This is a genomic window from Sphingomonas sp., from assembly GCF_042095875.1.
Classification (GTDB): Bacteria; Pseudomonadota; Alphaproteobacteria; order Sphingomonadales; family Sphingomonadaceae; genus Sphingomonas.
Genome location: NZ_JBELMJ010000009.1, coordinates 45,869 through 59,324, shown reverse-complemented (window position 1 = coordinate 59,324; position 13,456 = coordinate 45,869). Strand labels below are relative to the sequence as shown.

Sequence of the window (13,456 nt, the reverse complement as noted above, 5' to 3'; positions counted from 1 at the left end):
GTCACGCCGGCCTCAGCTCGAGGATCAGACCCTCGTCGGGTGCGAGCGTCGCGTCGCCGGCGCGCGTCGGGCGGGTCGATTGCATGACGGCGGCGATGGCGGTTCCACGCGGCAGGATCAAGCGTCGCGGCGAGGCCGACAGGTTGAGCACGACCAGCAATCGTTCCTCGCCGTACGTCCGCTCGAACGCGAGCACGTCCTCGTCCGACATCGCGGGCGCGTAGCCGCCGATCGACAAGGCCGGCGTCCGCCGTCGTAGCGCCAGGAGGTCGCGGTAGAGCGATAGCATCGACGCCGCGTCACGCGATTGCACCGCGACGTTGCGAGTCCGCCAGTCGTCGTGGAGCGGCAGCCACGGCTCGCCGCTGCCGAACCCCGCGTTCGCGCCATCGTCCCACGCCATCGGCGTGCGCGACCGGTCGCGCCCGATGTCGAGCGTCGGCTGGCGGAAATGCTGCGGGTCGCGGATGCGGTCGGGCGGGATCGTCACCGGCCCGATGCCGATCTCGTCGCCCTGGTAGAGCGTCGGCGTGCCGCGCAAGGTGAGCAGCAGCATCGCGGCCACGCGTGCCTGCGCCTCGCCCACCCGCGCGGCGATCCGCGGCGCGTCGTGGCTGCCGATCACCCAATTGGGCCAGCCGTGCGCGGGGATCGAGCGCTCGTACGCGTCGATCACGCGCGCGAGCGTATCGGCGTGCCACGGCGTCTCGATCAGCGCGAAGTTGAACGGCAGGTGCACCTCCGGCCGCGCGGGCGTGCCGTGCCAGCGCGCGAGACGATCGTTCGGCAGGAATATCTCACCGACCAGCACCCGCGCGCCGTAGCTGTCGGCGAGCGCTCGGAACTCGGCGGCGATCGCGTGCGCCTCGGGCTGGTCGGTCGAGTGCAGCTGGATCAAGCGATCGCGCTCGGTGATCCCCGCGTGCCACGCCGGGTTCGGCGGATTGTCGGGCAACCCCTCCGCCTTCACGATGTGCCATAGCACGTCGATGCGGAAGCCGTCGACGCCGCGATCGAACCAGAATCGCAGCACGTCGGTCATCGCCGCGCGCAGATCGGGGTTGCGCCAGTTGAGGTCGGGCTGCTGCTTCAGGAAAGCGTGGAGGTAATATTGGCCGGTCGCCGCGTCATATTCCCACGACGATCCGCCGAAATCGCTGATCCAGTTGTTCGGCGGCCCACCGTCGGAGGCGGGATCGCGCCAGATGTACCAGTCGCGCTTCGGATCATCCCGCGACGACCGGCTCGCCTGGAACCAGGGATGCTGGTCGGAGGAATGGTTCGGCACGAAGTCGAGCAGCAGCTTCAACCCGCGCGCGTGGACCGCCGCGATCAGCCGGTCGAACGCGGCGAGATCGCCGAACAGCGGCGACACGTCGCAGTAATCGGCGACGTCGTAGCCGAAGTCCGCCATCGGCGAGGGGAAGATCGGCGACAGCCAGATCGCGTCCACGCCGAGCGCCTGGACGTGGTCGAGATGCGCCTCAACACCTTCAAGGTCGCCGACACCGTCGCCGTTCGCGTCGGCGAAGGAGCGCGGGTAGATCTGGTAGATCGTGCCGCGCTGCCACCAAGGGACATCATCGTGAGCGAGCGTCATGTCGCCGTGCCTAGCACGCCCAAGGTGACCGCCTTCAACGCAAAGGCTGGCACTCGGCCGTGACCTGCCCTTGCGATCACGGCCGACCGCCCCGCCCGATCAACGGCGCAGCACGGGCAGGTCGATGTACGATGACGCGTCGCCCGCGTGATGGACCTGGTTGTGCGCGACCACCATCCGCGTCTCCCGCTCATTGTCGCCGCCGGTGTTCAGGTTGCGCACGAACTTGGGGAAGTTGGACGAGGTCACCTCGACGCGGATCCGGTGCCCGGGCAGGAAGGTGTTGCTGGTCGTGATCGGCGTCGGCTTCAGCGTGTACACCTGACCCTTCGCCATCATCACCGGTTGCGCGAAGCCGTCGCGGTAGCGCGCGCGCAGGATCGTGTCGCCCAGTATATAGGCGGTACCATCGGGCGCGACGTCGACCAGCTTGACCGCGAAGTCGGTGTCGAGTGCGTCCGACGACACCTTCAGCACCGCCTGCACGAAGCCGGTCACGTCGGTCGGCTGCGTCAGCGCGTCGCTGGTATAGACCAAGACGTCATCGCGCGCCTCGATCACTCGCTGGTCGAACGCACCCGCCGTCACCAGCCCGCCGTTGCAGCAATCGCCGCCGCCGATCGTCTGCACCGGGTCCGCGGGATCGTAGGTGAAGCGATCCGCGGTCTCACCCGCGGGCGGCGCGGCCGCGTCGAGGCGCCCGTCGCCCGCCAGTCCGTTGGCGCGCCCGCCCGAGCGCAGGTAGAGCCGCATCGTCGTCGTGCCCGCGGGCGGCCACTGCGCGGCACTGGTCCAGCGGTTCGCCCCCATGTTGTAGTAGCGCACCGCCGGCGTGGTCGGGGGGAACGCCTGCCGCTCGCCCTTCAACCAGCGGTCGAAAAAGGCCCAGACCTGCCCGTCGACGTCGAAGCTGGTGTCGCCCAGCTCGCGGTCGCCCGAGGTGAAATTCGGACCCAGCCTGGAGAAGGCGCAATGCGTGTTGGGCGCGACGACGACGTACTGGTTCGCGCTCGCTTCCGCGTCGGACTTCACCGCGCGCGCGTGGTTGAACAGCGCCATGTTCGGCCCGATCGACACGTCGTACCAGCTGTTGAACCACAAGGCAGGCACGCCCCAGCCCTTATCGTCGTGGTACAGCCCGCCCGTGCGCCACGCCGGATCGGCGGGTCCCTTGCGCGCGGTGAACTGCTCGAACGTCGCCGGCGGCTCGCCCAGATCCTTGAGCAGGTCGGCATAGGGCAGATGCTTGATCTGCGTCGGCCAGTTCACCTCGGGCTTCTTGGCGTCGAGATCGTTGTACCGCGCGATGCGCGCGCGCGTCGGCTGGTCGAGTCCATGCGGCAATTGGGCGCGCAACGGATTGTCGATCCCGTACAGCCAGACGTGGAACAACGTGCGCGGCACGCCGCCGGTGTACCAATTGCCCTGTTCCTCGAACGCGCCGACCTTGCCGATCCCCGCGCCCGACGCCATCGGCACCATCGCGGCGTGCGCGGGATGGTTCATCCCCGCCAGCGCCAGCTGCCATTCCGCCGACGACGAGCAGCCGAGCGTGCCGACCTTGCCGTTCGACCACGGCTGCTTGGCGATCCAGGTCAGCGTGTCGTAGCCGTCGGTCTGCGGCAAGCCGAGGATCTCGTATTTGCCTTCGGAGAAATAGCGGCCGCGCTCGCTCTGCACGACGAAGGCGTAGCCGCGCTTCACCGCCTCCAGCGCGCGGCGGCTGGTCGCGGTCTTGTAGGCGAGTTCGTTGTACGGGGTCTTCCACAGGACCGTCGGCAGCGGCCCCCTGGCATTCGCCGGACGGTAGATGTTGGTGGCGAGCCCGACACCGTCGCGCATCGGCACCATGGCGATCATCTCCACGCTTGCCTTCTGCGCCAGCTCGCGCGCGATCGCGGCGTCGGAATATTTGGCGTAATCCTGCGCGGGCGCGGCGGCGGCGAGCGACACGGCGGCGGCCGCACCGAGCAGCTTGGCGATTGCGTTCATCGGCGCGGTCTCTCCTGTTTCGCGGCGCTGGGTAGCCGATCTAAGCCGCGTCCGGCGGGCTGCGTCAACGGGCACGCGCGCGGACCGAAGTCGGGCGTCGCTCGTTCAGCGGCAATGCGCGCGATCGAGGTAATTGGTTTGACCAAGACGGTCGGCGGCGACCGGCGGCTGTTCGCCGACCTGGCGATGGCGATCGACCCGGGAGAGCTCGTCGCGATCACCGGCGAGTCGGGCGTGGGCAAGTCGACGCTGCTCAACATCCTGGCCGGGCTGGACGACGCCGATGCCGGCGACGTGCGCGTCGGGGGGGTCGCGCTGGCGCCGCTGGACGAGGCGGCGCGGACGCGGCTGCGGCGCGAGCGGATCGGCTTCGTGTTCCAGGCCTTTCACATCCTGCCCTACCTGACGCTCGAGCAGAATGTCGCGCTGCCGCTCGCGCTGATCGCACCAGATGCTACGGCCGCGCGGGCGCGGGCGGGCGAGATGCTGGGCGAGGTCGGGCTGGGGACGCGCGGACGCGACTACGCGCGCGACCTGTCCGGGGGCGAGTTGCAGCGCGTGGCGATCGCGCGCGCGCTGGTCCATCAGCCGGCGGTGATCCTGGCCGACGAGCCGACCGGCAACCTCGATCCCGACACCGCGCGGCGTGTCCTCGACCTGTTCGCGCGCGCCGTTAGGTCGCGCGGCGCGGCGGCGGTGATCGTCACGCACTCGGCCGCCACCGCCGCCGTCGCCGACCGCGTGCTGACCCTGACCCGGTCGGGCCTGACCGCGCCGCCGCGCGACGCAATGGTGGGCGGTGGCTGAGCCCGGGCTGCTCCGGTCGAGGCTCGCGATCGGCTGGCTGGTCGCGGGCGAGTGGCGCTGGCATCCGGGACGCTTCGCCGCCATCGCGATCGCGATCGCGGTCGGCGTGGCGCTCGGCTTCGCGGTGCACCTGGTCAACGGATCGGCGCTCGCCTCGTTCGAGCAGGCGGTGAGCGGGGTCAACGGCGCCGCCGACCTGCGGGTGCGCGCACGCTCCCCGCTCGGATTCGACGAGCAGCTCTACCCGCGGGTCGCGACCGCCGCGGGGGTCGCCGACGCCAGCCCGGTGGTCAGCCTGTCGGCGCGCATCGGGGATCGGCCGGGACGCGGCGCGTTCACCTTGCTGGGGCTCGACGTCATCCGCGCTGCCGCGGTCACGCCGGGCCTGATCGGCGCGCGCGCGACCGGGCCGGACGCCGGAGGCGACGACGTGTTCGCCGCCGACGCCTTGTTCCTCTCGCGCGCCGTGATGACGGCGACGGGCGCGCGTGTCCGGCAGCGGGTCGTCGTCACCGCCAACAGGCGCGCTGCATCGTTCGTCGTCGCAGGGACCCTGCCCGGCGTGGCGGACGGACAGGCGATCGGCACGATCGACATCGCCGCGGCGCAGTGGCGGTTCGATCGGCTGGGCCGGCTCGATCGGCTCGACCTGAAGGTCGACGATCGCGCCGCCGCCGAGGCCGCGCTGCCCGGCCTGATCGGCGCGAACGCGGTCGTCGCCACCACGCAGAGCGAGGCACAACAGGGCAATGCGCTCAGCCGCGCGTACCGCGTCAACCTCGACATGCTCGCGCTGGTCGCGCTGCTGACCGGCGGGTTCCTGGTGTTCTCCGCGCAGTCGCTGTCGGTGGCGCGCCGGCTGCGCGCGTTCGCGCTGATCCGCACGCTCGGCCTGCCGCGCGGCGGGATCATCGCCGCGGTCGCGCTGGAAGGTGCGGTCATCGGCGTGGTCGGTGCCGCCTTGGGGCTCGCGGCGGGCTACGCGCTGGCGGCGCTGGCGCTGCGATGGTTCGGCGGCGACCTGGGTGGCGGGTACTTCGCAAGTGGGAGCGCGGCGGTCGTGTTCCAGCCGGTCGCAGCGGCGAGCTTCTTCCTGCTCGGGCTGGCGGCGGCGATGCTCGGCAGCATCCTGCCCGCGCGCGCCGCCGCGCGTGCCGCGCCCGCCGCCGCGCTGAAGAACGCGGGCGACCTGCTCGACCCGCGCGCACCGGTGCGGTGGCGCGCGGCGCTGCTGCTGCTCCTCGCGGGCGGTGCGGCCGCGCTGCTGCCGGCGGTGGCGGGGCTGCCGGTGTTCGGGTTCGTCGCGATGGCGCTGCTGCTCGCGGGCGGCGTGGCGGGCGTGCCGTGGCTGGTGCGATGGGTGCTCGCGCCGTGGCGGACGCGCGAGATCGCGGGCGTGCCGCGCGCGCTGGCGCTGCGCCACGTTCAAGGCGCGCCGGGTCAGGCCGCCATCGCCTTGTGCGGCATCGTCGCCTCCACCGCGCTGATGATCGCGATGGCGACGATGGTGACCAGTTTCCGCGGCGCCGTGGACGAGTGGCTGACGCAGGTGCTGTCGGCCGACCTCTACCTTCGCGCCGACGGTGCCGCGCTGGACGGAGCGACGCAGCGCCGGATCGCGGCGCTGCCCGGCGTCGGCGAGGTCGCGTTCAGCCGCCAGCTGCCGCTGTCGATCGCCGCCGACCGCCCCCCGGTGACGCTGATCGCGCGACCGGTGCGCGAGGGCGCGCGCGATCCGTCGCTGGTGCTCATCGACCGCGCGCCGGTGCCCGCCGGCGCGACGCCGATCTGGGTGTCGGAGCCTGCCGCCCGGCTGTACGGCTGGACGCCCGGTCGCGCGGTCGCGCTGCCGATCGGAGGACGAAGCACCACGTTCCGGGTCGCGGGCGTGTGGCGCGACTACGCCCGGCAGCAGGGCGCCATCGTCATCCGCAACCGCGACTACGTCCGACTGACCGGCGACCGCCGCCGCGACGAGGTGGCGGTCACGCTGGCGCCCGGCACCGACGCGGCGACCCTGCGCGGGCGGATGACGGCCGTGCTGCCCGCCGGCGTATCGATCGCAGAGCCGGCGACGCTCCGCCGCTTCGCGCTGGGATTGTTCGACCGCAGCTTCGCGATCACCTACGTGCTGGAGGCAGTCGCGATCCTGGTCGGGCTGGCCGGCGTCGCCGCCACGATGTCGGCGCAGACGATCGCGCGCGCCAAGGAGTTCGGCATGTTGCGGCACCTGGGGCTGACGCGGGGGCAGATTACCGAGATGTTGGCGGTGGAAGGTGCATTGCTGGGGTTGATCGGCGCGGTGGCGGGCGTCGCGCTGGGCGTGCTGCTCGGGCAGGTGCTGATCCACGTCATCAACCCGCAGTCGTTCAACTGGACCATGACGACGCGCTGGCCGGTCGGCACGATCGTCGGGGTGACCGCGGCGCTGACCGGCGCGGCGACGCTGACCGCGATCATCGCGGGCCGGCGCGCGACCGCGACCGAGGCGATCGCCGCGGTCAGGGAGGATTGGTGATGCGCGCGCTGCTCGCCGCCGCCGCGCTCGCCGGGCTCGCCGGGCTCGCCGCCGCGCCGCCCTACCCGGTCGTCCGACCCGGCATACGCCTAGCCTTTCCCGCCGACCACGGCGCGCATCCCGCGTTCCGGACCGAATGGTGGTACGTCACCGGCTGGGTGAAGGGGACCGACGGACGGCCGCGCGGGTTCCAGGTGACCTTCTTCCGCGTCAACCCGCACGCCGGCACCGACAATCCGAGCCGGTTCGCCCCGCGCCAGGTGATCTTCGCGCACGCCGCGCTGTCCGATCCCGCGGTCGGGCGCATCCTCCACGCCGAGCGCGCGGCGCGCGCGGGGTTCGGGCTGGCGGGCGCGGCGACCGGGGACGCCGACGTGCGACTGAACGGCTGGACCTTTCGCCGGGCGCGTGACGGACGTTTCACCACGCGCGTCGCGGGCGCCGACTTCGCGCTCGACCTCGCGTTCCGCGCGACGCAGTCGCCGCTGCTCCAGGGCGAGAACGGGTACAGCCGCAAGGGTCCGAAACCAGAGCAGGCAAGCTATTATTACTCGATGCCGCACCTGGCGGTGACCGGGCGCATCGTCCGCGCGGGCCGGTCCGAGCGCGTGACCGGCGAGGCGTGGCTCGACCGCGAGTGGTCGTCCGATTATCTCGCACCCGCGGCGGCCGGGTGGGACTGGACCGGGCTCAACCTCGACGACGGCAGCGCGCTGATGGCGTTCCGCATCCGCCGCAAGGGTGGCGGCGTGCTGTGGGCAGGCGGTTCGTTCCGCCGCGCGGACGGGCGGGTGACCCGGCTCGACCCCGGCGATGTTTCCTTCACCCCGACCGCGACGTGGCGCTCGCGCCGGACCGGGGCGCGTTACCCGGTGGCGCAGGTGGTCAGCATTCGCTTGCCCGAGGGCGTAAAGCGCTTTCGCCTGCAACCAGTCTTCGCCGACCAGGAGGTCGACGCGCGCGCCGCGGGGCAGCCGGTCTACTGGGAAGGCGCGGTCAGCACCGCGGGCGGGCGCGGCTATCTCGAGCTGACCGGCTACGCCAGCGATCTTCGCATGTAGGCCCGCCGATGATAGCCGCCCTGCCCCGCGCGCCGCCGCGACGTGCGAGAAAGGTTAGGACGGCGTCATCCCCAACCCCGTCGCGGTCCAGTAAAGGCCGCCCATCAGGTGAGCGAGATACCGCTCGTCGCGGTAGGTCGCGCCGTTGTGACCCAAGGTGGTGACGAACACCCGCCCTCGGCCGTAGCGCTGGTACCAGGCGATCGGGTGATCCGGCCCCATCGGCTTCGACACCTGCCCCGGCCAGATCTTCGTCGGATCGTAGCTCTTCTCGTCGACGCTCAGGACGGTGTTGATCCGCACCTTGTACGGATTGGTCGTGGTGTAGAATTCGTCGCTCCACACCCATCGGTCGGGCAGCGCGAAGGTCGCGGGGAACCGCTTGTCGGCGACCGTCACCACGCCGGTCTGCAGCATCGGGTGGTTACCCACGGTGCGCCCGACCAGTTTCTCGTACCACGTCCAATTGCCGGGCGCGGAGATGGCGGCGCGGTGCACCAGCATCGCGTTGCCGCCCGCGTTCATGTAGCGCTCGAACCCGCGCCGCGCCGCCGCGTCGAGTTCCTCGACGGGCGTGTTGAGCAGCATCACCGCGGCATAGCCGCTCAGGTCCTGCTCCAGCATCTTGGGATCGCGCGTCCATTCCATGTCGAAGGCGTGGAGTTCGGCGAGCCGCTTCATTTCGTCGCGCGCGACCGGGATGTACTCGTAGTGATATTTGCTGGGCATCGCGAGGACGAGCAGCTTGTACTGCGGGTCCGCCCCGGCCGTCGTCGCGGCGATGCTTGCCACGGCCGCGAGTAACAATCGCCGCATTCTCGTTCCTCCAGCTGCCCGAACGATCGGACGAGTAGCAGGGCGGGCGACGCGGGAACATTAGACCATGGTCGCCCATAATCGCTGCCGCGCTGCTGCCTCATTGCGCGCGCGGCCTATCGTCGCGCGATCGTCACCGGCTTGCCGCTATAGGTCGCCGCCGCGTCGAAGGCACCGTCGTCGCCGACCGGCTTGCCCTCGCTGACCCAGCGGACGCGCACCTGCCGGCTGGCGGGCATTCCGGCCCAGCCGCTGCCCTCGCGCGCGCCGAGCGTCACCGCGCCGGTGCGATCGTCGTAGCGGATCGGGATGCGGGAAAACGCGCCCTTCTTGTACTGCTCGCTGGTGCCGTCGTCCTCGTAGAGCGAGAACTGCCCGTCCGCCCCGGTGTAGACGGTGATGGTCAGCGGCGCGGCACGATCCTGGTCGACGTACTGCATCACCGGCCCCATCGGCACGATCGCGCCGGCGCGGACGAACAGCGGCATCCGCTCGAACGGCGCGGCGACGGTCGCGCTCTGCCCGCCGCGATACGCCTGGCCGGTCGAGAAATCGTACCAGCGCGCGGTCCCGGGGAAGTACACCTGCCGCTGGCGCGCCTTGTAGTCGGTGACGGGCGCGACCAGGAACGCGTCGCCGAACAGATACTCGTCGTTCAGCTTGCGCGCGGCGACGTCGCTCGGGAAATCGGCCGCGAGCGCTCGCATGATGCTGCCGTCTTTCATATAGGTGTCGGCACCGACTGTGTAGATGTACGGCATCAGCCGATAACGCAGCTGGTCGTACCACAGCATCGACGCGCGCATCGGCGAGCCTTCGGGGCTGATCTCGTAGATTTCGCGGTACGGATACTCGCCGTGGCTGCGAAACAGCGGGCTGAACGCGCCGAACTGGAACCAGCGCAGGTTGAGCTCGCGCCACTCGTCCAGGTCGGCGGCGCCCGGCGTCTTGCTGGCGTAGCGATCCTCCAGCGCGAAGCCGCCGATGTCGTGGGTCCAGTTGGGGATGCCCGACATCGACGCGTTCACCCCGGCCGATATCTGCGCCTTGAGGTCGAACCAGCGGCTCGCCACGTCGCCCGACCAGATCGCCGCGCCGTAGCGCTGCAGCCCGCCGAACCCGGACCGCGTCAGCAGGAACGGGCGGACGTCGGGCTTGAACGCGGCCCAGCCGTCGTAGAACGAGCGCGCGTTCATCAGCGGGTAGCTGTTGAAATACTGCGCCGCGGGGCCGATCGCGGTCGGGCCCATGGTGATGATGCGCTCCGCGATCGACTGGTTCGAATGCATGTCGGGCTCGCTCGCGTCCGCCCACCACGCATCGGCGCCGAGCTTGGCGATGCGATCCTCGATCTGTTGCCAGAAGATGCGCCGACCCGCGGGCGAATAGGGATCGTAGAAGGTGTTGGCGTAGCCGGGGCCGACCCAGTCCTTGCTGCCGAGCTTCAGATTGCCCTGATACACCGCGCCAGCCGCATTCAGCTGCTTGTAGTTATCGGTCGTGGGATAGAATTTGGGCCATACCGAGATCATGAAGTGCGCGTTGTCGGCGTGCACCGCGTCGATCATCGCCTTTGGATCGGGGAAGCGCGTGGGATCGAACCGGTGGCTGCCCCAATCGTCGTCGCGCCAGTAGCGCCAGTCGAGCACGATATTGTCGAGCGGGATGTTCAGCTCACGGTATTTCGCCACCACGCCGGTCAGTTCGTCTGCCGTCTCGTAACGCTGGCGCGACTGCCAGAAGCCGTACGCCCATTTGGGCATCATCTCCGCCTTGCCGGTCAGCTGGCGATAGCCCGCGATCGCGCCGTCGATGCTGCTGCCGGGAATGAACCAGTAGTTCTTGGCCTGGCCGACCTCGCTGGTGAACCAGATCGACTTGCGGTCGGCGGGTGCGAGCGGATCGCTGTGGAGCAGCGCGATATAGCCCGCGTTCGGCTCCCACTCGATCCGCACCGACGCCGCCTTGCCGGCGGTCATCGGCACGTTGAAGTTCGCGTACCACGGGTTCCAGTTCTGGCGCCAGCGATCGAGCACTTCCTTGCCGTCGACGAACACCTTGAAATAGCTCGATCCGTAGAGCTGGAAGCGGTGCGTGCCGGTGCTGGCCGGCATGACGTCGCCGGTCCAGATCACCGTCTGCTTCTGCACCGCATTGCCCGCGGTGTTCTGGCCACCGGTCGACGCCTCGGTGTTTGCCTTGGCAGCCGCGGGCCAGTTCGCCTGATCCTTGATATACTGGTAGTTGATCGTCGCTTCCTGGCGCGTGACGACCGGCTTGCCGTCGAGGAAATATTGCGCGCGCCAGCCCGGTTTGCCGCCCGACGTGACCGTCATCCCCTCACCCACCAGCTTGTACGGTTCGGGATTGCCGAAGCGGGTGATCGAATTGTTGTCCCACAACAGGCCGTAGCCCTTGGTCGAGACCATGAACGGCACGCCGATGTCCATGTTGTGCTGCGCGAGTTCGACGTCCTCGCCCAGATTGTCCATGTAGGCGTTCTGGTGCTGGCCCAGGCCGTACACGCCCTCGTCGGTGCCGCGGTTGAACTGCTGCGACACGGTGACGAACGGCTTGCCGTCGGCGGTCGTGCGGCCGAAGGTGGTCGCCCCGGCCTCGTTCAACAGCACCTTGCCGCCTGCGTCGAGGAAGCGGACCTCGCCGGTCGCGAGCGCGATCTGCGCCGACGCGCGCGCGGCGGCGACGGTGACGTAGCCGTCCTGCTCGCGCACCGTGAACGCACCGGCGGCGGGCGGATCGGGCGCCATCAGGCTCGGCGCGAGCGGCCCGGTCGCCAGCCTGCGCGGCGTCGCCACCACGTGCATGATCCCGTCGCCGTGGACCGTGACCGCGACCCGCGCGGACGGACCCGACGCCGGCGTCACCGCCACGCCGCCCGCGATCCGCTGCACGCCGGCCTGTGCCGCGGCCCGCACTCCGGTCTGTCCTGCGGCGGGCGCGACGATCGCGCTGCCGGTCAGCAGCGTCGCGAGAAGAACCCTGTTCACTGTTATACCCCTCCCCAATCGTCGGGTCCGCGCGTCAGCGCGCGCGGCCCGTCGTGATTTTCAACACCTGCGGTCGATCGACCAGGTTGATGCCGTAATCGGTCTGGTCGCCGTTCCACACGCGCCTGGTCACCCAGCGGGCGTCCGCAAACGTCCCCTCCTCGACCCGCAACACCATGTCGCGCGGATCCTGCGGCTCGAAGCGGACGCGGACGTGGTCGCCGACCAGCAGGAACTCCGTGTCGGACATGTGCGCGACGGCGAAACCGCCGACCGGCTGCGTCGCCCAGGGCGGGGGTTCGGACTTCAGCCAGGCCCATTCTTTCCGGCCGAACTGCCACTCGCCCCAGCTGCCGGAAATCTTCCAGCCGCCGAGGGTGGTCGACACCGCGGCGCCGTTGTCGGGTTTGGCCGCGCCCCAGGTGGGGCGAGTGGCGGCGATCCGCGCCCAGTCGCGCATGATCGAGCCAATCGCCTCGTACGGCAGCGCGAAGGCGTCGAGCGTCTCCGCGTCAAGACGGTCGGAGCCCAGCGGGTAGTTGAAATAGCCCGTGTCATCCATGCCGAACGGCGCGAAGCCGATCCCGCCGCGCCCGATCGTCGGGTAGAAGAAGCGCGCGAACTCGCGCGCGTTGCCGATCTCCGGCACCATCAGCGCGTTGTCGGGGCGCGCGTATTTGTCGAGATACTGGGCGACGTTCGCCGACTTGCGATCGTAGATGTCGGGCGCGGCGAAGTCGATGGCGGGCGCGGCCGCCTTCCAGATGTCGAGCACGTCCTGCTGCGGCCCGCCACTCGCCACGCCGTCGGGATCGGGCACGTTTGACGGTCCCGCGAGCGACGCGTTGACGTACATCGGCAGCGGCTTGGCCTTCTTCCCCGCGGCGGCGACCGCGTTGACGTAGGAGGCGACGTACCAGGTGTTGAACACGCGATCGGCCTGCGCGCCGAATGCCTGCGCCCAGGTGCCCGACTTGCCGGTTCGGCGGGCGAGCGCCGGCGGGATCGGCTGCGCGAACAGCCGATTGGCCGTCGCGCCGTAATCGCGCGGGTTGCGGTAGCTGCCCGTCTCGTTCTCCGGCTGGACCAGGATTACGGTGTTCTGCGCGTCGTGGTCGCGCAGGTATTCCATGACCTTGACGAAGGCGCGGGTGTCGGCGGCACGGGTCTGGTCGCCGTGCGCGCTCAGCACGTCGTGATCCTCGCCCGCGCGCGTCTTCATGCGCGGGAACCGGCCGGGGTCCAGCTTCACCCAATCGGGCGTGTAGGAATAGCCGGTGTTCTTCAAGGTGCCGAACCACAGCAGCACCACGCGCTTGCGGTGCGCGCGCGCTCCATCGAGCAATGCTTGCAGGAACGAGAAATCGAACCGTCCCTCGACTGGTTCGACCTGCTGCCACGCGATCGGCATCTCCAGCGTGTTGGCGTTGATGCGGTCCAGCGTCGGCCAGACCCGATCGAGCATCGCGGGGTAATTGCTCGAATTGTTCGCCTGCGCCGCGAGCATCAGATAAGGCGCGCCGTCGACGACCAAGGCGTGACGGCCGCCCCTGCTCTCCAGCCGGGGCAGGTCGGTGCGCCCGGTGTCCTGCGCGTCGAGCGCCGAGGCGGCGGCGAGCGCCAGCAGCGCCGCGCCCGTTCTCAGAAGCTTCAT

Annotated in this window: 8 protein-coding genes; 3 read left to right on the top strand and 5 right to left on the bottom strand. The window is 70.2% G+C overall.

Annotated features, from left to right (window positions below; genetic code table 11):
• Nucleotide 1: 1 nt before the first annotated feature.
• Together ACFDS6_RS05350 and ACFDS6_RS05345 are read right to left on the bottom strand one after the other, a co-directional pair.
• Nucleotides 2-1,600, bottom strand: coding sequence for an alpha-amylase family glycosyl hydrolase (locus tag ACFDS6_RS05350; protein ID WP_375271081.1), 1,599 nt, complete (start codon nucleotides 1,598-1,600; stop codon nucleotides 2-4).
• Between the two features lie 99 nt (nucleotides 1,601-1,699).
• The gene (locus ACFDS6_RS05345; RefSeq protein ID WP_375271080.1) at nucleotides 1,700-3,592 is read right to left on the bottom strand and encodes a CocE/NonD family hydrolase; all 1,893 of its coding nucleotides are present in this window, start codon (nucleotides 3,590-3,592) and stop codon (nucleotides 1,700-1,702) included.
• A 138-nt stretch (nucleotides 3,593-3,730) separates the two neighbouring features.
• On the opposite strand from ACFDS6_RS05345, the gene ACFDS6_RS05340 reads away from it, so the two are divergent.
• Genes ACFDS6_RS05340 through ACFDS6_RS05330 form a run of 3 tightly spaced genes read left to right on the top strand, consistent with a single transcriptional unit; the run spans nucleotide 3,731 to nucleotide 7,978 of the window.
• Nucleotides 3,731-4,399 carry an ABC transporter ATP-binding protein gene (locus ACFDS6_RS05340; RefSeq protein WP_375271079.1) on the top strand — a complete coding sequence of 223 codons (669 nt, stop codon included), beginning with the start codon at nucleotides 3,731-3,733 and terminating at the stop codon, nucleotides 4,397-4,399.
• On the top strand, nucleotides 4,392-6,917 hold the full coding sequence (locus ACFDS6_RS05335; protein ID WP_375271078.1) for an FtsX-like permease family protein: 2,526 nt from the start codon (nucleotides 4,392-4,394) through the stop codon (nucleotides 6,915-6,917). The genes ACFDS6_RS05340 and ACFDS6_RS05335 overlap by 8 nt, the downstream gene beginning before the upstream one ends.
• Complete coding sequence (locus ACFDS6_RS05330) at nucleotides 6,917-7,978, top strand: lipocalin-like domain-containing protein (protein WP_375271077.1); 1,062 nt, start codon at nucleotides 6,917-6,919, stop codon at nucleotides 7,976-7,978. Before ACFDS6_RS05335 ends, ACFDS6_RS05330 begins: the two co-directional genes overlap by 1 nt.
• A gap of 54 nt (nucleotides 7,979-8,032) precedes the next feature.
• On the opposite strand, the gene ACFDS6_RS05325 is transcribed toward ACFDS6_RS05330, so the two are convergent.
• The 3 genes from ACFDS6_RS05325 to ACFDS6_RS05315 form a co-directional block, all read right to left on the bottom strand.
• On the bottom strand, nucleotides 8,033-8,794 hold the full coding sequence (locus tag ACFDS6_RS05325; RefSeq protein ID WP_375271076.1) for a ThuA domain-containing protein: 762 nt from the start codon (nucleotides 8,792-8,794) through the stop codon (nucleotides 8,033-8,035).
• Between the two features lie 116 nt (nucleotides 8,795-8,910).
• On the bottom strand, nucleotides 8,911-11,802 hold the full coding sequence (locus tag ACFDS6_RS05320) for a TIM-barrel domain-containing protein (RefSeq protein ID WP_375271075.1): 2,892 nt from the start codon (nucleotides 11,800-11,802) through the stop codon (nucleotides 8,911-8,913).
• Between the two features lie 34 nt (nucleotides 11,803-11,836).
• Nucleotides 11,837-13,456, bottom strand: a complete 1,620-nt coding sequence (locus tag ACFDS6_RS05315; protein ID WP_375271074.1) for a DUF5597 domain-containing protein — start codon at nucleotides 13,454-13,456, stop codon at nucleotides 11,837-11,839.